Here is a 21,013-nt window from a genome sequence, read left to right as displayed (position 1 = left end):
AAGCGGCTACCCGCCCGGGTCGTTCCGAGATGATGAGAAGTTCGCAATCTTACTGGGCAACACGCCACTTTTATAATAGACACAACAAACACTAATGCAATATAAAACAGATGAAGAATTAATCAAAAAAGACAAACAACTTCATAAAGAATCGTTATAAAACCGTAAAAACGACCATCGATCATAAATCGTGATAAATAATGCCACTCCAAGCCCACACCCCGCACCAAAACGGCTTTGCCTTTAGGCAGGTATCATGAAACTTTCATCCTTGGTAGATAGACATGGTCGCCAGGCGCGATCAAACCTGGCTCTGGTATATGATTCATATTCAGCTCAACCACTTCTCTCACATCATAGCCATAGTGCCTAGCAATGCCTCCTAGCGTTTGTCCCTTCTGCACAACCACGACCTCATGAACGTTCACCAAGTATGGATTGAAGCGTCCTCCCACTGCTCCCTCCTCAACCGGCGTGACATCATAACTTCTGAAATTTCCAGCATCTTGCAGTACCCCTCCTCCTCCTTCGACCATCACCAATGGCATTTGATCGGAACTGGAAGACGACGGAAATGTTGGACTTGGATTATCGGGCGGCTGCACGACCCACTGCGGCCTTGGTTCCCCATACTTTTCGGGAATAGAGGCTTGACCGTCATCTTTTTTGTTTTTTTCCATATCCGCCAGAACTGTGGAGAGAGAGAACAAGCCCAGCCCTCCTCCAAATGTAATGGCCGTGGTGTAGTCTCTTTTTGCCTTTGGTTTATCGGAAGCACCTGACTCAGGTGAACTGGCAGTAGTGGATTCATACAAAGCCACTTGAGGATGGTTAATTTCAGGTGTTCCCGGGATGCCTTGTCCTTTCGCCTGGTAGCCCGGCGCCTGAACCCAACCAGCCGCCGTGCCGTAAATAAACATTCCTCCGGAAAGGGCGTCGATATATGACACCATAGTCCCATCCCGTGTAACAACATCTCCGAAGGAAGCCAAGGCAATATCATTGCTTCCCAGTATATAAAATGGGGACCCAATATCATCCACATGCGGCATGAACGGCCTTCCAGTAATAGCCTCCATATAGCCCTTGCTCATGTAAAAGCTGTTGGCGAAGGCAAAGCTACCGCTAGCCACGACCCCATTCCCTTCCACTGTCGAAATATAGGACTGGGGAAGATTGATCGAAAACGTAACGGCTTCTACACCACGCAGGATACGGCCAAGTTTGGTGTTTACAGCCGTATGATTTGGCAGGAGTGACCTAGTGGCTATGCTGGCACCGCGGACAAGAAAAGCGCCAGCTTGGGCGGGCACCCATCCCGTGTAACCTACCCCAGCCCCGAGGGCCATAGAGGTAGTCAGCAGTCCCGTTGCTGCGGTTTCCATTGGCGTACGGGTTACGGGTGGTACATAAACTCTGGCTTGAACGCGTATTCTTGCATCGCTAGGTATCGTCCCGGCAGCCTCCGCATTGAGCAATGGCACTAGAGCATCCCGTTCGATCACGAGCATGCACGTCACATGGTCCTTCGAGTGCTGGGGAGCCGCAGCCTGAAGCAAAATGCCTTGCTCACTGATTCGTACACTGCCATGCAACTTGACGAAGGAACCTTCAGCGTCCAGAGCATGCGTAATAGTTCCCGGCCGGCCTGCCCTATCGAGAGCCCCTGGAGAAGCGAGCTGCAACAATTCGCTATCCAGCCGTCTCAACTGATTGGGATTGAAAGCCCTCCACTGCTGGGAAGACAGCGCCGATACCTGAGATTGATCCATTGCTGCAACTTGACCAGGCGTCAAAGAGGCTATCTGGCGTGTTGTCAGCGCTGAAACCTGGCTCGGGGTTAATGATGTCACCTGCTCAGGGAGGAGCCACATCAATCGATTCCCCTTGATCTGCACCAGTGCATCGGTGGAAACGGCTTGTAGCTGAACATCCGACAAGACACGAAGCTGAGACGCACTTAAAGCGCCAACCTGATCGCCACTCATGGCAGCAATTTGTTTTGGTCGCATGACAGCCAATTGATCGCGACTGAAGTACGACATCTGATCCGTTGACAGGCCCCTGATCTGGTCCAGAGTTAGCTTCTTCACCTGGGCGTCGGTAAGAGCACCAATTTTTTCTTTCGAGAAGAGCGCAACTTGATCTCGAGTAAAAGCCGTAGTGCGGCCTGGCGTCATTTGTGAAAGATGCTCAGGAGCAATGGAGCCAACCTCGGCATCTGTAAGCGCTTTTATCTCCACCGGCCTGAGATCAGAGATACGGGACGAGACAAAGGTCGAAGATGTTCCCGAAGCTCCCGGCTTGCCTGCGACACTTGGTGTAGCTGCAGAGGTACGTGGATTCACCATGTTGTGGGGGCTTGGCTTGGAATGGGTCGGTCGTGTGACGACGACCCCATAGGCTCCCGTCACAGTGCCCGCAAAGCCGGTTCCCAAGCCAATGATGGCATCTGCCTTCTGCAGGTCAGACATCTGGTCGCCGTAGACCACCAGGTCATGAACCGATACCGCCATGACCGGCATGCCGGTCCCAATCGCCGCCCCATCCATCATGCGCCCAGCCAGGTTCCAGCCCGACGCGCTGTGCATATAGTCCGTCAGCTTGGCAGTGGTCGCTCCTGGACGGCTCATTCCCATGGTTGCGAAAAAGGCTCGACCAATCGATATATCGTCTCCAAATCTTGCGAAACCAGCCGCTCTCGACATGCCCGAACCAATAGGCAAGAACGTCGTCGCGATCATCCCCATATTCATCCAGGACTCTTTTTCGCCCCACTCACCTCCTCTCTTTATATGATCAACCTGATTCTGTATCGCCCTGCCTCCTAAATAAGATGTTCCCAAAAGAGTCGCACCAGCAAAAACCGGGGCCAACGGAGTGGGGATCATCATGCCCACGGAGGCGATCCCGGTACCGATACCAATCAATGGATCGACAATTTTCTCTGCCGTGGAAACATTGCGCGCCTGGACAACGTCCAGAGATATGTTTCCATTCTCCTCCTTGAGATCCAGTCCCTCCGGAGCAACTATCAACCCGTTCTGATCGAACTGCCTATTGTGATTCTGGAAATCCTCCAAGTCTGAAAAATTCTTCCCGGATGCATCGACATATCTTAGCTCACCGTCCTCTTTTTTTACGGAAAACAGAGCACTCTCCACCATTCCCACTTGGTTATCAACATAAAAGAACGGCACTACCTTGACTTCTGGACTTTCCCCACCCTGACTGTAAATCTCATCGACCACGCTATCGACGACATCCTTTCCTTCACTCGAAGAAGGATCCACATTGAGCCAACTCTTTACAACAGACCTCAAATTATCTTCATTCTCCATTCGCTGAAAGCGAGAGACATTCTCGTTCTCTAGCATGCTCCGAAAACGTGGGTTATAGATATCTTCCAAGGCTCGATCGGTCGACTCCACCAGGTAGCTGAACTGCATGCGTGCCTCCTGCTCAGGAGATTCACGCTCTTCGAACAAGTCGACCGGCTGGCTGGCTCGGTGGCGATACCACTCCTCCAAGCTACGCATATTACTCTGCGCCTCTTCCAGCGCGTCTCGGTGGTTATTGGCTTCCTTCAATGCCAACATGGTAATGGCTTGGTCTGCATGAACCCAAACCCAGTTCACCTCGACCTTTACCCCCACCCACTCATCTCGCTCTGCCAGTATTTCCAGGCCACCTTGGTCATAGTCTTCGGAGGAGCTTAGTGAGATTTTGATCTCACCCTCCCCTATCGGGACGGTAATGGGCTCCTCCCCTGGCTTCAATAGATCCTCTGGAGGAACTTCCTCACCTTCACCAAAAACCTCTATGAAAGACTGTTCTTCATCTTCAAGCTCAGAAATTATATCGTCTACATTTTCAATATCTAAACCAAGCTGGTTTCCAAGCGTTCCATACAGTCGAGCATGAGCGACCTCCAGATTCGTAACTGATGCAGCCGGAGTCTCCACCCTACAGATATTTTCGGACATATCTACGCCGGAGTTAAGCTCATGCCATTCAACATTCAGCGGACGCTGTCGGTAGTCTTCATTCCATTCACGAGAATCGTCGGGATCAACAGTGAGCTGCTGCTCCGTTGTTTTACCTGTATCAAAGTGGTTGACGACCCAGACTTGACCATCACGATAGTCGAGCTCCTGGACAGTGAATTCTCCAAGATAGGTACCACCCAGCGTTTTATGTTTCCGTCCCTCCTCGAAGAGGTGAGGATTGTCCTCGTTGTATTCTGCAAGCAGACGAGACTTTATATCCTCTATTTCAACTGTGAATTCAGCGCTCTCGTAAACTGAGTTATAGTAATTTAAATAGGCCTGAGAAAGCTCAAGTCTCCGACTCGCTTCCTCCTGACTATCTCTCGCTTTTTCCAGCTCAACAGATATCTCACTTTCAGAGTCTGTGGCATCCGAGTGCTGCTCAAGCATATCGACGACATAATCAGCCAAGAGGCTATCTCCATGCCTATGGTTAAAATCCGCCTTACTGAACAAAGCATCCACTTCTGCCTGAGCTTCCTTACCTTTTTCCACCTCGGCCGAATAGTTATAACCGCTACCTGCCTCACTTATTACCGGAACTGTACCGTCAGGATAAAAAGGCATGTTATCTTGGGTAGTAATCGCCTCACCGAGCAGGCGTTCTGCTTCTTGATACTCCCTCTTGGCTTCCCCCGCCTCCTCAAGTCTGGATTCGGCTTCGCGCAATCGCTCTTCGGCCTCCTCGAGGGAGCCCTCTGGCTCAGGGCGCACCCATCTCCGCCCATGGGGGGCCAATGCTTCATCGAGAATCTCACCAGCGCGTTCAATAGCATCCTCATACTCCGGATCAAGAGCATAAACATCCTGTTGCTCCTGGTGATAAAGCCCTTTGTCATTCGCCTCCATCTGTTGGACAAGCAACACATTTAATGCAGCCATGGCCTTGGCCACCTCGGGGTCATGCCATTTGTCATACATCGGCACCCACTCACCGCCGGAAGGTGCCTGCCCTGGAGGTGGGTCGCCATAGGGATTCTCGACGGAGACGTTCGTACTGGGCAGGAAACCTTTGCCATAGGCATCCATAGCCGTGGCTAATTCCTCCTGCTTTTCATTGATAGCCGCTTGCTGGTCTTCTACGGCTTCACCCGCAATAAGGCTCTCAACGACTTCCATGACAATTTCCGAGGCCTTAGCCTCATCGGCATCATCGCTGTCAGGATCGATTTCTAGTAGCGTATCGATGAGGGAAGCCATATACGTGCCCCTCTCGACATCAACTTCCATTCCTTTCTCGTCATGACGAACCGTAATATCCCCCTCCGGTGGAGTGGTCACGGTATAGCCGTTGTGGGTCACACTGACCGTCTTCTCGCCATCGGCACTCTCGCTGGTAACGGTCCTGCGGCCGTTGGCCTCCACGACGGTCTCGATGCTGCGTCCATTCCGGTATTCGGTGCGTTGCACCTCGTTACCCTGAGCATCGACAAAGAAGGTACTTTGGGTAACTTCGCCCATCGTGAAACGATAGCGGGCGATTTCTTCGCCGCTATCGGCATCCACGATACGCCGGGTCACGCTGTCGTCCGGCTCCGTATACTCTGAAACTTCGAAACCGGCAGCCGCGAGTTGAGCGATGATCTGAGCAGGATCGAGCCCCATCTCCTCGGCGATCGAATCGATGCTCTTGCCTTCTGAGACTGCCTCGGCAATCTCATCGATTCCTTCCCGGCTCGTATCCTGCTCAGGATCGAGTTCCGTGCGGTTGCCGTCATCGTCAATGATCATTGTCGTGGTCTTACCGTCGTCAATAGTGACTTCCTCGACCGTCACTCCGTTTTGTTCATACGTGACGGTCGTAGTTGTTTTGCCATCGGTATCCACGACGGTCTCGGTCACACGGCCATCCGACTCGATCAATACGTTGGTGGTACTACCGTCAGTGTTCTCGGTCCGACGAGTCTCGTTGCCATCATTATCAATGACGCGGGAGGTCTGTGTTCCATCGGGCCCTGTCTCGTGACTGACGACGAGATCGCCACTTCCTGATTCGGTGATCCTCGTGATATCGGTGTAATTGGGACCCTGCCCTTCCACTCCCGAGTCGACTTCGAAACCGGCCGCTGCTAGCTGGGCAATCACCTGCTCGCGAGTGAGCCCCTGCTCCTCGGCAATCTCTTCGATACTCTGGCCATTAGCGACTCCATCGACAATCCCATCGACACCCCCCCGGCTCGTATCTTGCTCAGGGTCCAGCGTCGTTCGCGTACCATCCTCGGCCACCACTACCGTCTCGCTGTTGCCGTCGCTATCGGTAGTCGTGATCGTTACGACATCGCTGCCGGTCAGTTCGGTTATTTCTACGACGCTGCCATCACCCAAATCGTCTTCAAGGCGTGTTGCCCTTTCGCCGCTCTCTTCGTCCTCACTGACGGTGACCTTGCGTCCCTCATCGTCCCGGACAGGCGATTGACTCAGCGTTTCGCCATCTTCACCCGTCACCTCGATCCAGTACCGGTCGGTGTCGTGATCGTAGTATTCGTGGATGGTTTCGCCTGTCCCGGGGTCGGTGATCGTCGTGCGGGTAACGTTGTCCCCGGCAAGGCCCCATTCAGCTGACTCCACCTCGTAGCCACCCGCCTCGAGCCGTTCGACGACATCCTCCCGACTCAGTTCGTCGTCTCCGACAAGGTCGAGACCTTTGCCCTCTGCAATTTCATCAGCCAGGCCCTGAGCCTGTTCGGCTGATTCCTCGTCGATGACAGGCTCTTGCTCGGCTACGTTATCGACAGGCAGAAAAACATCGTTCCGGTTCAGGGGATCGAAGTTCAGCGGCTCGAAACTCGGGGAATCGAAACTCTCCGGTACCGTGGGACCATAAACCGGAGGTTCCGAGTTGAGCTCCAGTTGCTGCAGGTATTCCGGCGAGTAGACCCCATAGCCCACCATAGGGGTGTGGCTGGTATTGATCGGCTGGAACGCCGTCCCCCCATTCCACTGGGGTAGTGTTGGTGTCACCGTCTGTTGCGGTGTGAACGCTGGCGGGCTGGAAGGGCGTGGCTTGGCGGATGCCAACATGAGCGCACGGGAAAAAGCCGAATCGTTGCCGGACGCAATTCTGCTGGCCAGCCGCAATACACTGTTCAGCCTCACCATTGTTGTTCTCTCCTTCATGACGAGGACAAAAGATATGGGTAATGACTGTTACCGTTGTCAGCTCTGCAAGGCTAGGCCGGCTCCGCTATCGGATTGGGACAAAGATGCTCGGCGATCCGATCTGCCAAGGCGGCCAATACTGTCTGGTCCCCCGACGGACTGGTCATCAGCATGAACTCGGCTTCCGGCAGCGGTGGCAGGCTGTGCTCTTCCGCCAGGGCAATCAGCCCGGGTCCAAGCTGGCTGGCGGGCATTGGCGCCAGTGCAAATCCGCCTTCTACCGCGGCGCGCAGGCTGGCTCCGCTGGAGCAGAGCATCGCCATGCGCTGCGGGATGCCGGCAAGCGCCAGTTGAGTCAAGGCGGCCTCACGATAGGGGCATGCTTCGGGGAACAGGGCTAGAGGCAGTGGCGAGGGCAGGCGCACGGGGCAGTGTTCGGCCCAGGCCCAGACCAGGGGGTCGTGCCATAGCAGGCGACCCGGCTCTTGGGAACCGCATTGAGCACCCAACACAATGTCCACATCGCCACGCTTCATGGCCACGATCATGTCGCCGGGAATGCCGACCCGTACGCCGAGTTCGACCTGAGGGTTGTCTTCCACGAACTCCCTGAGCGCGCGCATCAGCGAGGCATTGACGCAGTCCTCCGCGACCCCAAGGCGCACGTTGCCTTGATAGGTAGAGCGGGAGAGCTGGGTCATGGCGTCGCGATTGAGTGCCAGGATGGCCCTGGCGTAGGCCGCCAGACATTCCCCATCCGGCGTGACCTCGAAGGCACGCGTCGTACGCCGAAGCAACGGCTTGCCGACCTGGGCCTCCAGCCGGCGTAGATGTCCGCTGATGGCCGGCTGGGTCAGGTGCAGGCGGTTGGCGGCGCGAGTGAAGCTACCTTCATCGATGACGGCAACGAAACTCCTCAGGAGAAGCAAGTCGAGCATGTGCATATCTTTCCATGATAAGTATGGCTTTCATTTCTTATGTATCACTCGGCAGCGTGTCGTGACACGCCGCCTGATGATTGCCTCGCCCTCTTCAAGCTGCCTAAAGCCGCTCTTTCGCCCCCTCATCCAGAGTAGCAGAGTTAAGAAAAAAGTATCATCTTGGTTCATTATAAATACCATCACACTATTTGATTTATTTTTTCCTTTCGGAGGTGCTGGCATAAAAGAAGACAACAACCAAGTGAGGTTATTTGTATCATGACAATTCTCCTGCACGTTTCATCTTCACCCCGCAAGCAGCGCTCTGCATCGCTGGAAGTCGCGAGGAGCTTCATATCTCACTACCGGGATTATTCTCCCCAGGTCCAGGTGAAACATCTCGACCTCTGGGAGATGGGCCTACCCGAATTCGATGACAGCGCCATGACAGCAAAGTACGCCGGGCTAGCCGGCACACCGCTGACGCCAGCTCAGCAACAGGCCTGGGGCCGTCTGCGTCAGCTCGCTTCCCACCTGCACGAGGCCGACCTTCTGCTGTTCTCGATGCCGCTGTGGAATTTCGGCATACCCTATAAACTCAAGCATTTCATTGATCTGGTATCGCAGAAGGATCTTCTGTTTTCCTTCGACCCCGAGTTTGGATTCAGCGGCCTGCTCACTGGCAAGAAAGCCATCGTGGTTTATGCCAGGGGGCTGAGCTACGCCAACGATTCGTTTACGCCATCGCAAGAATACGACTACCAAAAAGTATACTTCGAGATGTGGCTGAAATTTGTCGGCATTACTGATATCGAGTCGGTGATCGTGGAAAAGACTCTCTTTGGCAGCGAAGTCGATGGCGAAGCGCGACTACACGCCTGCCTGCAGGCGGAGCAACTCGCAGAAAGCCTGGCGCTCTCCCAGCGGGCGGCTCGAATCCCATCCTGAACGCCGGCAACGTCAAGGATGGCAAAACGACCGATTCGCCGAGCATAATGGCTTCGGGGGTTCGTCCGGAAAACCATATCGTAGCGCGAGGGACACAGCCTCATGGAAATCACCCGCAGCCGTGACTTCACCGCCGAACGCGCCTGGGGAGCCAAGGACATCGCCAACATGAACGGCATTACTACCCGCCTGCACTGGACCGACCAGCCATACCGCTGGCACGTCAACGACGGCGAGGAAGTCTTCGTGGTACTCGATGGTCAGGTTGAGATGCGCTATCGCAGCGATGGTGTCGAGCATTCCCAACTGCTGGAAGTGGGCGACATCTTCTTCGCCTCGGTGGGCACCGAACATGTCGCCTGCCCGCTGGGAGAAGCCCGGGTGCTGGTGGTCGAGAAGGAAGGCAGCGTCTAGGCCCCGCTCCACTCCACCACGAAGCGCTCCCTGGGCCAGCGCACCTTGGCTAGCCCGGCCAGGCGGTCCTCCGCCATGTCGCGATAGCCCAGCGCCAGCAGCAGCACACTGCGCAGCCCCCTCTCCTCGAGGCCCAGCAGGTCATCCAGCGCCGGCGGGTCGAAGCCTTCCATCGGCGAGGCGTCGATCCGCTCCGCGGCGGCGGCGGTGAGTGCCGTTCCCAAGGCGATATAGGCCTGCCGCGCCGCCCACTGTTGTTTCTCTTCCGGGGTGAAACCGGCAATGGCGGCATGCAACGACTGACGATAGCCCTCCAGCTCCTTTGGGTCGAGATCGCGCGCCGCGGCAGTCAGTGCGATCAGCTCATCCACGTGTCGCCCCTCCACCTCGGTCCAGGCGGCGAAGATCAGCAGATGGGAACATTCGCTGACCTGGGGCTGATCGCATGCCGCGTGCCGGATTCGCTCGCGTAGTGTCTCATCTTCCACAACCAGCACGCTGTATGGCTGCAGGCCGTAGGACGATGGTGCCAGGCGCGCGGCCTCGAGGATGGTATCCAGCGTTCCTCGAGATATCTTCTTTCCATTCATGCGCTTGGCGGCGTAGCGCCAGTGCAGGGCTTCCATGAGCGACATTGGGATTCTCCTGTGGTCAGGCTTCCGCCGTGACAGGCGGAGCGGTATTGCGGCGCGAGGCACCGCGGTGGAAGAGGACCGCGCCGAGGAGTACCAATACCCCCGCCAGGCCCAGGTAGGGTGGTACCGCCTCCCCCAGCAGCGAGACGGCAATCAGGGTGCCCACAAGCGCAGCCACCATGCCGATCTGACTGAGATAGACGGGGCCGGCAAGCTTCTGCAGCACGAAGTAGAAGACGTAGAGCACGGTGAAGACGGCGACTTCGACGAGCAGCAGGCGGAGCACCCCTGTCGAGTCGATCAGTTGGCCGAACTGATGCGCTTCGAACGCCAGCACGAAGGGGGCAAGCGTCAGCGCTCCGCCCATTAGCATCAGCGCGGCGAGATAGACCGGCCCGGCCTCTCCGGGCCAGCGCAGGGTGCGATAAATGTTGCCCAGCGCGATGATCAGCGGGATCGTCAGCACCAGCGCCACCCAGCCCTGGGCGCCCTGCATGCCGCCTGCCTTGGCCCATGCCAGCAGCACCCCGCCGGCCAACCCCAGCAGCACGCCGGACAGACGCAGTGCTCTGATGCGCTCCATGCCTAGCCCCACCGCCAGCATCCAGGTAACGAGGATCGGGAAAGCGAAGCTGAGCGAGACGAAGCCGGCGCCCACATGACGCACCGCCAGGAAGCCCAGGGCGTTGGGTAGAGCGAACAGCGCGCCGGAGACCAGCGCGTACTCGACGATGCGACGGTCGAGCCGCATCGGTTGACGCTGCAGGCCGGCCAGGACCAGCAACAGCAGGCCGGCACCGCTCACCGCCACCATCAGGAAGCTCAGGCGCGGCGCGCCGGCCCCGTCGGCGAGCTTGGCCACGACCAGCGACAAGGCCAGGAGGCTGCCGACCAGCAACAGGCAGCCCAATGCGTACCAGCCGGTGCGGTTGCGTGTATTCGTAGAGTTAGTCATGATCGACCCCCATAGCACGGCAAAAAGAATCTTGCCGAAAAGTATCTCGATGGAAAGATAAACGCACCTATGAACCGTGTCAAGCAAGCCATTGCCCAATGGCAACGGGAAATGCCCGATCTCGACCTGCTGCCGATGGAGGTGGTGGGCTATATGAAGAACACCCATCAGCTCACCCAGGAGCGTCTGCTGACCTTGTTCAAGGAGTACGACCTGCAGGCCGGTGAGTTCGACGTGCTGGCCACGCTGCGCCGTTCGGGGCCGCCCTATCGCCTGGGGCCGACGCAGCTGTTCGAGACGCTGATGATCTCGTCGGGCGGCATGACCAGCCGGCTGGATCGGCTGGAGAAGGCGGGCTGGATCGCACGCTCGCCGAATCCCGAGGATCGGCGCGGCACGCTGGTGTCGTTGACTGACAAGGGCATCGCGCTGATGGAGGAGATGATTCCCCGACACGTGGAGAACGAGGCCAGGATTCTCGCTGCTCTCAGCCGCGAGGAGCAGCAAGAGCTGAGCCGGCTTCTCGACAAGCTGCTGGTGGGCTTGGCCCGCGAGACATGAGCCGACCAGGCCACGCTAGGCGAAGGTGAACAAGTCACCCTGGCGGTGGCGCCGCTCGTGTTCCACCAGCCAGCGCTTGCGCGGCAGTCCGCCCCCATAGCCGGTCAAGGTGCCGTTGGCGCCGATCACCCGATGGCACGGCACCACGATGGCCACCGGGTTGGCGCCGTTGGCCAGACCCACGGCGCGACTGGCGCCGGGTCGCCCTATTCGTGTCGCAAGCTCGCCATAGCTGATCGTGGTGCCGGCCGGAATCTGGCGCAGCGCCTGCCACACCAGGCGCTGGAATGCGGTGCCGCCGGTCGCCACCGGCACCGCGTCGAGATGGGACGGATCACCGGCGAAATAAGCCTCCAGGGCTTCACGCACGACGGCAGTCGCTCTGCCCTTGGCAACACGATACTCGCGGTAGTGACGTCCCAGCAGGCGATGCAGGCGCTCGTCGTGGCTGTCGAATTCCAGTGCCCGCAGCGCTCCCTGGTCGTCGCTGACCAGGCTCAGCTCGCCCACCGGGGACGCCATCAGATCAAGCCAGAGCTGCATCACCTCTCTCCTCTCTTGGTCTTGCCATCGTTGTCGCCATATCGGCCTGCCACAGGTGCATCACGGCATAGGCACGCCAGGGCCGCCAGGCCTCGGCACGCGTGAGCAGCTCAGGTGGCGTGGGGCGCCGGCCCTGCTCCGCCAGCGCGCGTTGCAGCGCCACATCCGTGGGCAGGAAAGCGTCACTCTCCTGCAGGCCGCGCATGGCGATGTAGTGCGCGGTCCATTCGCCGATACCCGGCAGGGTACAGAGATGGACCACGGTGTCGTCCAGATGCAGGCGGCGGTCGAACAGCTGCGGCTGCTCGCGGTAGGTCGCTGCCAACCGCACCAGCGCCGTGGCGCGTGCGCCGGGCATGCCCAGCGCCCTGATCTCGTCGAAGGTGAAGCGCTCGGGGGCGGGAAACAGCCGGCCCAGGCCGGCCTCCTCCTGGCCTGCCACGCGTTCGCCCAGCCGCTCGACCAGCCTGCCGGCCAGCCGCGTGGCGGCGTCGACGCTGACCTGCTGGCCGAGAATGGCGCGCACGGCGACCTCGAAGGGATCCCACCCGCCGGGCACGCGCAGCCCGGGGCGGCGTTCGACCAACACCGCCAGAGCCGGGTCGCGACCTAGCCCTTGGCGTATCGCCTCGGGATCGGCCTGCAGGTCGAAGAGCCGCCGAAGCCGGGCAATCACCCCGGGTAGCACCGCAAGGTCGGGTAGCCGGATCGACGCCTGCAGTGCCTTGGCGTCGGAAACATGGTGCACGCTGACGCTGCCCACTGCCTCACCTACGCGGAAGAGACGGTGATAGCACTCCCCGTCGATACGTTCGAGCCCCGGGATCGCACGCCGGGCCAGGAAGGCCAGCATCGCCTGCCAGTCATAGGGGGGTCGGTACGGCAGACACAGCGTCAGCGCAGGCGCCTGGGCAGCGCCTCCTTGATGGCCACGTAGCGTCCCTGGCGCCCGGCCAAAGAGCTTCCTGAACACCTCGTTGAAACGGCGCACGCTGCCGAAGCCGCTGGCCAGCGCCACGTCGGCAAGGGGCAGCCCCGTCTCATGCAACAGTTGTTTCGCCAGCAACACGCGCCGGGTCTGGGCCACGGCCAGCGGGGATGCCCCGACATGGCGTTGAAACAGCCGGCGCAGCTGGCGCGAGCCCAATCCCAGGCGGTCGGCCAGCGCCTCTACTCCGTCGTCATCGAGTGCGCCTTCGTCGATCAGCCGCAGCGCCCGCTTCACCGTGGTCGAGGTACCGGCCCAGGCCGGGGAGTCCGGAGCGCTCTCCGGTCGGCAACGCAGGCACGGTCGATAGCCTGCTTCCTGTGCCGCTGCCGCAGAGGCGACGAAGCGGCAATGCTCGTGCTTCGGCGTCTGCGCCGGGCAAATCGGACGACAGTAGATGCCGGTGCTGGTCACGCAGGTGAAGAAGCGTCCGTCGTAGCGCGCATCACGAGCCAGCAGCGCCTGGTAGCAGGTATCGGTCGAGAGGTTCATGGACCCATTCTAGCCTGGGTGCTGCCAATGTCTGGCGGTTTTCGGACGTGAACGGCAATGCAAAATGGCTCTGCGAAATATCCCCGAACTGGCTCTTAGCAAGGAACCAACCAGGCCTCACACTCGAAGGACAGCCGCAATTGTGAGGATTCACCGATGCCCATCCGCCATGCCACCCTGGCCGACCTCGAGCCACTCAGTGAACTGCTCGACGCCTACCGCCGCTTCTACCGCCAGGAGCCCGACCTCGAGGACGCCCGGCGCTTCCTGCAGGCACGCCTGGAACGCGGTGATTCGCACATCCTGGTGCATGCAGGCAGCGCAGGAGAGCTGCAGGGCTTCGTACAGCTCTATCCGCTGCTCTCTACCGTGCGCCTGGCGCCACTTTGGTTGCTCAATGACTTGTTCGTCTCACCCGCGGCGCGGCGCAGCGGTGTCGGCCGCGCCCTGATGCAGGCCGCCCGGGAGCTGGCCGAGAGCCATGGCGTCGGCCACCTCAAGCTTGCCACCGAGATCGAGAACCACGCGGCCCAGGCGCTCTACGAGTCGCTCGGCTGGCAGCGCGACACCACCTTCTACCATTACGGCCTGCTGTTCGATACCACAGCGGGCCAGGGCTGACCGGAGACGCCATGTACGTTCCCCCATCGATGCGGCTCTCGCGCGAGCAGGCCTGGAGTCTGATAGAGAGGCACGACTTCGCCGTCCTGGTCGGCGCCGACCTTGAGGCTACCCACCTGCCCCTCCTCCTGGAACGCAGCGAAGGCGAGCAGGGTACGCTTTATGGCCACTTTGCCCGAGCCAACCCGCACTGGCGGATGCTCAATGGCAGCCGGGCGCTGGCGATTTTCAACGGCCCCCATGCCTATGTCTCACCGACCTGGTATGCCAGTCAGCCAGCCGTGCCCACCTGGAACTACCTGGCCGTGCACGCCACGGGCACCCTCGAATTGCTGGGGACAGAGGCCACGCGTGAACTGCTCGAGCGCAGCCTGGCGCACTTTGAGCCCGCCCTGCTCGATTCGCTGTCCCATGAACAGGGTTATCTGGAGAAGATGCAGGTCGGCGTGGTCGGTTTTCGACTGCCCATCGAGACACTTACGGGCAAAGCCAAGCTCGGTCGCCAGCGCTCTGAGGCCGACCAAGCCGGCGTCGAGGCGGCTCTGGCCGAGAGCCGCAACCCACAGGCACGCCAGTTGTGGCACTACATGCAGCGATTGACCAATGAGGAGAGCCCTACATGACCCTGGCTGACGTAACGCAAAACGACTTCGGCCAGCCGGTCGGTGCCCCCCAGCCTGCCTGGCAGCCGGCACGCCGGCCGCAGCGGGATCCCCTGTCGGGAGACCGGGTCCGCCTCGAGCCACTCTCGGCCGAACGCCATGCCGATTCGCTGCACCCCGCCTTCATGATGGCGGGCGAAGGTCCGCACGACGCCCCGGCGGCTCGCTGGACCTACTCCGGCGGCATGCCGTTCACCGGTGCCGAGCAGTGCCGTATCTGGCTGGCCGACCGGGCGCTCAGCAAAGATCCCCTCTTTTACGCCATCGTCGAAGCGGACTCCGGTCGTGCCCTGGGACTGGCCAGTTATCTCAACATCGTGCCGGAACATGGCAGCATCGAGGTCGGCCATATCCACTTCACGCCCTCGCTTCGGCGCACACCGGCCGCCACCGAAGCCATGCTGCTGCTGATGCGCCACGCCTTCGCGCTGGGCTACCGGCGCTACGAGTGGAAGTGCAACGCCCTCAATGCCCCCTCGCGGCGTGCCGCCGAGCGCCTGGGCTTTCGCTTCGAGGGCATTTTCCGGCAGCACCGGGTGGAAGGCGGACATAACCGCGATACCGCCTGGTTTTCGCTGCTCGACGGTGAATGGCCGGCCGTCGAGGCTCGCCTTGAGGGTTGGCTCGCGCCAGAGAACTTCGACGCGAAGGGAAGACAGTTGAGTTCGCTATCGGCGCTGACGTACGAGGCCTGCCAGGCCGGTTAGCCCTTCTCCAGATCGCACCACGCCTGGGCCAGCCACTGCCCGGCACGACCGATCTCGGCCTCCACGGTGCCGGCGTAGCCCAGCACCAGGCCCGGCTGACCGGGAGAGGTCAGGTAGTAGCTCGACAGCGGCGACAGCGAGATGCCCTCGCGCCTGGCTTGCTCGACGAGAATCCGCTCCTGCTCGGGCGCGTCGAGCCAGGCCACCAGATGCATGCCAGCCTGTCCGTCTGACAGCCGCAAGCCACGCGACACCGCCGGCGCCAGCGCCTTGCGCAGCAGCGCTTGGCGCCGACGGTAACAGTCACGCATGCGGCGAATGTGGCGCGAGAAGTGGCCACGGGCGATGAACTCGGCGAGCGCCGCCTGCACCGCGTACTGCCCTTCGCGATGCAGCCTGGCGTTGGCCCGGCGAAACGGCTCGATCAGCCCATCGGGCAATACCAGGTAACCCAACCGCAGGCCGGGATACATCACCTTGCTGAAGGTGCCGACATAGATCACTCGCGAGTCTTCCACCAACCCCTGCAAGGCGGCAATGGGCCGCTGGCCATAGCGAAACTCGCTGTCGTAGTCATCCTCCACGATCCAGGCGCCATGTCGCTCGGCGGCTTCCAGCAGCGCCAGGCGCCGAGTGAGGCTCATGGTCACGCCACTGGGGTACTGGTGCGATGGCGTGACGTAGATCAGCCGAGGGGAGCCTGGGCATGCTGGCTCCACGACACCCATGCCCTCGGCATCCACCGCAACCGGGGTCATCTCGAGCCCGGCGGCGGCGAAACAGGCCTGGGCGCCGTGATAGCCCGGCTCCTCGAGCCACACTTCATCGCCGCTGTCGGTCAGTAGCCGCACGATCAGCTCGAAGCCCTGCTGGGCACCCTGCACGATGAGAATCTGCTCGGGACGACAGCGCACCGAGCGGGAGAGCTGCAGATAGTCGGCCAGCACCTCGCGCAGTGCCGGCACGCCCCCTTGGGCCTGGTAGTCGAGCCAGTCCATCGGCATGCGCTGCTGGTACCGGTGCAGCAGCCGCTGCCACTGGTCATGGGGAAAGCGGTCCAGTGCGGGCACGCCGGGAGCGAAGGCGGACGAGGTCGTCTGGCGGGCGTGGCTGTATCCAAGCAGCAGGGTGCCGCGCGTGGAGAGCAGCGGTCCTGCATCGGACGGCAACCGCGATGAGATGGCGACGTTCTCGGCGGCAACCTGCGCTTGCGGAAACGGCAGGTCGGCGATGAAGGTACCCGCCCCCTGGCGGGTCGTGAGGAAGCCTTCGGCCAGCAACTGGTCGAAGGCAGCCAGCAGCGTGTTTCGCCCCAGGCCCAGGTCGCGGGCCAGCTGGCGGGTGGACGGCAAGCGCTGGCCGCTGGTCAGACGACCGGCACGAATCCATTCGCGCAGAGCGTGATAGAGCCGCGTGCTCAAAGGCAGGCTCGACGGCTCTCCCAACACCAGGCCCAGCGCATCGGTCAGTCCTTCCGCCTGTTCGAGGGGAACCGCATTTCGTAACGCTACGCCTTCAGCGATCCGGTTCATCCGCCACCACTCGGTTGCGGCCGGCTCGCTTGCCCTCATAGAGATTCTGGTCGGCGCGATGCAGGATGGCCTCGACCGTTTCTTCGGTACCGTGAAACGCCGAAACACCACAGGTAATCGAGGTCTCGAAGCGCCGTCCCTCTTCCGAGGTAAATGTCTGCTCGCGTACCAGTTGGCGAACCTTCTCCGCCACACCGACGGCTTCCTCGAGGCCGGTTTCGGGCAGCAGCAGAGCGAACTCCTCACCGCCGAGCCGGGCCGGGATATCGTTCGTTCGCAGCCGCTCACGCAGCAACTTGCTCACCGTCACCAGCACCTGATCCCCGGCGGGATGGCCATGGGTATCGTTGATCCGCTTGAAGTGGTCGTAGTCGAACAGCACCACCGAGGTGGGTCTGCCGTATCGACGATAGCGTGCCAGCTCCTGTAGCAAGCGCTGCATGAAGTAGCGACGGTTGAACAGACCCGTGAGCTCATCGGTGCGTGACAGTTGGCGCAGGCGCAGCTCCAGCCTCTTCTGCTCAGTGATGTCGCGCACCGTGCCGATCAGGATCTGCTCGTCGCCTTCCGGCACGTAGTCGGCCAGCTCATGCACCCAGCGCACCTCACCGTCGGGGCGCACGATGCGATGCTCCACGTCATGGCTACCGGTTTCCTGGGCACGCCGCATGCTGGCCTCGACGCTTTCCAGGTCGTCAGGATGGACCATGACCTTGAAGGCACGAATGCTGGGAGTGAACGTGTCTGGATTGACGCCAAAGATGTCGTAGACCACCTCGGACCAGAACAGCTCGTTGGCCTTGAGGCTGGCTCGCCAATAGCCCATCCGGGCGATCTGCTGGATGCGTTGCAGGGTGCGGCTGAGGTTCGCGATCTCCTCGCGAGCCTGCTCGAGCTCGCGGCGAATTTCGGCACAGGGATCTTCTGGAAAGCGGCCATTCGCCTCCCGGGTAAGCCGCTCATGATCGATTCTACCCTGCGAACCCTTCATGTCATCTCTGCGACAATTTCGAGTAAGTTGGATGCAGCATACCGCTTGTCGTGTCTCTCTACCAACGCTCCCCGTTCCCGAGCTGCGCGCGGTCTCGCAGATGTCGCGACAGTCCCGTACGTCCTTCACGCATCATGGCATGATGGTTCCAGATCACGACCGGCCGCGCCATCCAGGCCAACAGCCCCATCCAGGGTCGCGCCGTGCGAACCTGCCATAGATAGCGGACCCGGGTACCCGTCTGCTTCGCCTGCAACTGCCAGCGACCAATACCGACCACATCGCCGCAGGCTTCGCCCTCGATCAGACGGGGCCGGTAAACGCGGGTGATGCGGATGTCAAAGCGCAAGCCATAGCCCAGCCGGCTCTTCCAGACGAAACGCTGGGTGCGACCGATCCCCTGCTCGTCCCCGCTCACGAGTTGCCGTACCTCCACCAGGCCGGGCCACCAGTCGGGCCAGTGTAGCGAGTCGGCCAGGGCATCGAAGACCGCCTCGAGCGGAGCGTCGAGATGCCAGACGGTCTCGAAGTGAAAACTTGGCATGAGGCGCGACTCATTCATGAACGACAGGCCCCATGAACCTCAGGGCGAGAAATGGTCATGGGGGAAGGCTGGGTCGAGGTCGAGATCCTCCAGATGCACGCTCTCGAGGCGCTCGCCCCGACGGTCATAGCTGATCACGCGGCGTGGGAACAGCGTCTCTCCGTCGAGCCAGAGGTCGTAGCGTGCCACCTCGTGCACGGCGCGGCCGGGCTCGGCCTCCACCACGACGTGCTGCACCGGGTGCCCCTCGAGTTCCGTCGGCCCGAGCAGGCGAGCGCTCCCGTGTTGCTGCAATCGCTCGACGTTGCGCAGCAGCGTGCCCACGTCCGACTGGTCCACGCGATGCCCGCGCGAGCTGCGTACCATGCGGTTGGTCGGGCGCAGGGACAGCCCCGGCCGCTTGCCCGGCGAACCGAAGGGCCACAGTTGTACCTTGCCCGTATCGGGGCGGTAGATCAGTACCGCGCCACGGTAGGGAGACTCCATGTCCATCCGCACGTAGCCGGGAGTCCGATAGCTGTAGCGGATGACCTCCTCCCCTCCGCTGCCTTGGCTGCGCAGCGTGAGGCGATAGCCCTGCAGCGCATCGATGCGCGCCAGCGCCGCGGCGACCGGGTCCTCCTCGATGGAAGCACTCATCGCCACCAGTACGAGTAGCAACATGTGGGCTCTCCTCGAATCCCTCCCTTGAGCCTAGCAGGGGCCACGGCGGCGAGTGAGACATAAAGGTCGAGAGGCGGCGTGCATGCTATCGTAGAGGCGTCGCCAACCCATGGAGAGGCCAGATGAAATACCTCGGAGCCCATGTCAGTGCCGCCGGCGGGCCCGACCAGGCCGTATTGCGTGCCGTCGAAATTGGCGCCGACGCCTTCGCGCTGTTCACCAAGAATCAGCGCCAATGGCGGGCCAAGCCCCTCGGCGATGCCACCATCGAGGCCTTCCGCGCCGCCTGCCGGGAACATGGCTTCGGCCCTGGCCAGATCCTTCCCCACGACAGCTACCTGATCAACCTCGGCCACCCGGACAAGGCGGGGCTCGAGAAATCTCGCGCCGCCTTTCTCGACGAGATGCAGCGCTGCGAGCAGCTCGGCCTGACGCTGCTCAACTTCCACCCCGGCAGCCATCTCAAGAAGATCAGCGAGAGCGAATGTCTCACTCGCATCGCCGATTCGATCAACCACGCCCTGGCCGAGACCCGCGGCGTCGTTGCAGTGATCGAGAACACCGCCGGCCAGGGGACCAACCTGGGCTGGCGCTTCGAGCACCTGGCCGAGATCATCGAGCAGGTCGACGACAAGTCGCGGGTCGGCGTCTGTATCGACACCTGCCACGCCTTTGCCGCCGGCTACGACCTGCGCACGCCCGAGGCCTGTACCGCCACCCTCGACGAGTTCGGCAAGGTGGTCGGCTTCGACTACCTGCGCGGCATGCACCTCAACGATGCCAAGAGCGAATACGCCAGCCGCGTCGACCGCCACCACAGCCTGGGCCAGGGCAACATCGGCCTCGATGCCTTCACCACCATCATGCGCGACCCGCGCATCGACGAGATCCCGCTGGTGCTGGAGACTATCGAGCCCGGGATCTGGGCCGAGGAAATCGCCTGGCTGCGCGCCCAGATCGCAGATGGATGACTTCTTGACTGACCAAGCGGACGCCGGCTGAGGCACGTGGCGCGCCCGGGCATGAGCGCGCCGGCTCCCCTCATGCCACTCAATCCAGCATCACCGCCTGGGCATAGTCGCGTGCGGCGCGCCCTTCGCGCAGCGTCTCGGCCCACCAGGCGAGCCGCGCCAACAGGGTTTGCATGCCACGCTCGTAGCGCTGTGCCTGAAGCGGCTGGCCCTGCTCATCGAACTGCTCCCAGACGCTGGGAAACATCACGCCATCGCGAATCCCTACCGCGTGGAGTTCGGCGAAGACATGGCGCAGGTGCTCCACCGCCCGCAGCCCACCCGAGGCGCCACCGTAGGAAACGAAGGCCACTGGCTTGGCCTGCCACTCCGCCTTGTAGCTATCGATCAATGCCTTGAGCGCGGCGGGGTACGAGTGGTTGTACTCGGGCGTGACCGCGATGAAGGCATCCGCTTCGTCGAGGCGTCCGGCGAATGCCGAGTCGGCCTCGGCGGCGGGATCGATCACAATCGGCGCGAACGCCTCCCGGCGCTGGACCTGCTCGACGACCCACTGCCCCACGGTATCGCAGAGCCGTCCTTCTCTCACGCTGCCGTAGATCACGGCCACCTTGATCGTATCGCGCATCGCTATTTCTCCTTGCGGGGTGAAGATGCGATGAACGATAAGACTTCAAGCAAGGTTGAGGTCAAAGATCGACGTACCAATGGCTTCGAT

General features: G+C 60.8%; 18 protein-coding genes. 7 read left to right on the top strand and 11 right to left on the bottom strand.

The window, feature by feature from the left end; translation table 11 throughout:
- Positions 1-254: 254 nt before the first annotated feature.
- A complete protein-coding gene (locus KPL81_RS06360; protein ID WP_219791131.1) occupies positions 255-7,010 on the bottom strand; it encodes a LysM peptidoglycan-binding domain-containing protein in 6,756 nt (2,251 codons plus the stop codon).
- Between the two features lie 209 nt (positions 7,011-7,219).
- Positions 7,220-8,086 (bottom strand): LysR family transcriptional regulator, encoded by an 867-nt coding sequence (locus tag KPL81_RS06355; RefSeq protein WP_219791130.1) that lies wholly within the window; start codon positions 8,084-8,086, stop codon positions 7,220-7,222.
- 261 nt (positions 8,087-8,347) lie between these two features.
- Here KPL81_RS06355 and KPL81_RS06350 point away from each other — a divergent pair, with 261 nt between their 5' ends.
- Together KPL81_RS06350 and KPL81_RS06345 are read left to right on the top strand one after the other, a co-directional pair.
- Positions 8,348-9,016 (top strand): FMN-dependent NADH-azoreductase, encoded by a 669-nt coding sequence (locus KPL81_RS06350; RefSeq protein ID WP_219791129.1) that lies wholly within the window; start codon positions 8,348-8,350, stop codon positions 9,014-9,016.
- A 102-nt stretch (positions 9,017-9,118) separates the two neighbouring features.
- Positions 9,119-9,430 carry a cupin domain-containing protein gene (locus tag KPL81_RS06345; protein ID WP_219791128.1) on the top strand — a complete coding sequence of 104 codons (312 nt, stop codon included), beginning with the start codon at positions 9,119-9,121 and terminating at the stop codon, positions 9,428-9,430.
- On the opposite strand, the gene KPL81_RS06340 is transcribed toward KPL81_RS06345, so the two are convergent.
- A complete protein-coding gene (locus KPL81_RS06340; RefSeq protein ID WP_219791127.1) occupies positions 9,427-10,065 on the bottom strand; it encodes a nitroreductase family protein in 639 nt (212 codons plus the stop codon). The two genes, KPL81_RS06345 and KPL81_RS06340, sit on opposite strands and share 4 nt — an antisense overlap.
- A gap of 16 nt (positions 10,066-10,081) precedes the next feature.
- Positions 10,082-11,020, bottom strand: a complete 939-nt coding sequence (locus KPL81_RS06335) for an EamA/RhaT family transporter (protein WP_219791126.1) — start codon at positions 11,018-11,020, stop codon at positions 10,082-10,084.
- 69 nt (positions 11,021-11,089) lie between these two features.
- Here KPL81_RS06335 and KPL81_RS06330 point away from each other — a divergent pair, with 69 nt between their 5' ends.
- Positions 11,090-11,581, top strand: a complete 492-nt coding sequence (locus KPL81_RS06330; protein WP_209476465.1) for a MarR family winged helix-turn-helix transcriptional regulator — start codon at positions 11,090-11,092, stop codon at positions 11,579-11,581.
- A gap of 15 nt (positions 11,582-11,596) precedes the next feature.
- Here the strand turns inward: KPL81_RS06330 and ogt are convergent, their stop codons facing one another.
- Together ogt and KPL81_RS06320 are read right to left on the bottom strand one after the other, a co-directional pair.
- Positions 11,597-12,124, bottom strand: coding sequence for a methylated-DNA--[protein]-cysteine S-methyltransferase (gene ogt / locus KPL81_RS06325; RefSeq protein ID WP_219791125.1), 528 nt, complete (start codon positions 12,122-12,124; stop codon positions 11,597-11,599).
- The gene (locus KPL81_RS06320) at positions 12,108-13,604 is read right to left on the bottom strand and encodes an AlkA N-terminal domain-containing protein (RefSeq protein WP_219791124.1); all 1,497 of its coding nucleotides are present in this window, start codon (positions 13,602-13,604) and stop codon (positions 12,108-12,110) included. The genes ogt and KPL81_RS06320 overlap by 17 nt, the downstream gene beginning before the upstream one ends.
- A 156-nt stretch (positions 13,605-13,760) precedes the next feature.
- On the opposite strand from KPL81_RS06320, the gene KPL81_RS06315 reads away from it, so the two are divergent.
- The 3 genes from KPL81_RS06315 to KPL81_RS06305 are packed head-to-tail and all read left to right on the top strand — an operon-like array spanning position 13,761 to position 15,594.
- A complete protein-coding gene (locus KPL81_RS06315) occupies positions 13,761-14,225 on the top strand; it encodes a GNAT family N-acetyltransferase (RefSeq protein WP_219791123.1) in 465 nt (154 codons plus the stop codon).
- A gap of 11 nt (positions 14,226-14,236) precedes the next feature.
- Positions 14,237-14,848 carry an FMN-binding negative transcriptional regulator gene (locus KPL81_RS06310; RefSeq protein ID WP_219791122.1) on the top strand — a complete coding sequence of 204 codons (612 nt, stop codon included), beginning with the start codon at positions 14,237-14,239 and terminating at the stop codon, positions 14,846-14,848.
- Positions 14,845-15,594, top strand: a complete 750-nt coding sequence (locus KPL81_RS06305) for a GNAT family N-acetyltransferase (RefSeq protein ID WP_219791121.1) — start codon at positions 14,845-14,847, stop codon at positions 15,592-15,594. The genes KPL81_RS06310 and KPL81_RS06305 overlap by 4 nt, the downstream gene beginning before the upstream one ends.
- On the opposite strand, the gene pdxR is transcribed toward KPL81_RS06305, so the two are convergent.
- The 4 genes from pdxR to KPL81_RS06285 are packed head-to-tail and all read right to left on the bottom strand — an operon-like array spanning position 15,591 to position 19,324.
- Positions 15,591-17,126, bottom strand: coding sequence for a MocR-like pyridoxine biosynthesis transcription factor PdxR (pdxR, locus tag KPL81_RS06300; protein WP_219791120.1), 1,536 nt, complete (start codon positions 17,124-17,126; stop codon positions 15,591-15,593). The genes KPL81_RS06305 and pdxR overlap by 4 nt on opposite strands.
- Positions 17,110-18,117 (bottom strand): GGDEF domain-containing protein, encoded by a 1,008-nt coding sequence (locus KPL81_RS06295; protein WP_219791119.1) that lies wholly within the window; start codon positions 18,115-18,117, stop codon positions 17,110-17,112. Before KPL81_RS06295 ends, pdxR begins: the two co-directional genes overlap by 17 nt.
- Positions 18,118-18,175: 58 nt before the next feature.
- On the bottom strand, positions 18,176-18,661 hold the full coding sequence (locus KPL81_RS06290) for an SRPBCC family protein (RefSeq protein WP_219791118.1): 486 nt from the start codon (positions 18,659-18,661) through the stop codon (positions 18,176-18,178).
- Positions 18,662-18,700: 39 nt separating this feature from the next.
- The gene (locus KPL81_RS06285) at positions 18,701-19,324 is read right to left on the bottom strand and encodes a LolA family protein (RefSeq protein WP_219791117.1); all 624 of its coding nucleotides are present in this window, start codon (positions 19,322-19,324) and stop codon (positions 18,701-18,703) included.
- A gap of 122 nt (positions 19,325-19,446) precedes the next feature.
- Here KPL81_RS06285 and nfo point away from each other — a divergent pair, with 122 nt between their 5' ends.
- Positions 19,447-20,295 carry a deoxyribonuclease IV gene (nfo, locus tag KPL81_RS06280; RefSeq protein WP_219791116.1) on the top strand — a complete coding sequence of 283 codons (849 nt, stop codon included), beginning with the start codon at positions 19,447-19,449 and terminating at the stop codon, positions 20,293-20,295.
- Positions 20,296-20,374: 79 nt separating this feature from the next.
- Here nfo and KPL81_RS06275 read toward each other — a convergent pair whose 3' ends face one another.
- A complete protein-coding gene (locus KPL81_RS06275; protein WP_209476443.1) occupies positions 20,375-20,923 on the bottom strand; it encodes an NADPH-dependent FMN reductase in 549 nt (182 codons plus the stop codon).
- Positions 20,924-21,013 lie beyond the last annotated feature (90 nt).

This window comes from Billgrantia antri (assembly GCF_019430905.1).
In the GTDB taxonomy this organism is placed as follows: Bacteria; Pseudomonadota; Gammaproteobacteria; order Pseudomonadales; family Halomonadaceae; genus Halomonas; species Halomonas antri.
The sequence above is the reverse complement of the archived record's forward strand: the minus strand, read 5'-3'. Positions and strand labels throughout refer to the sequence as shown.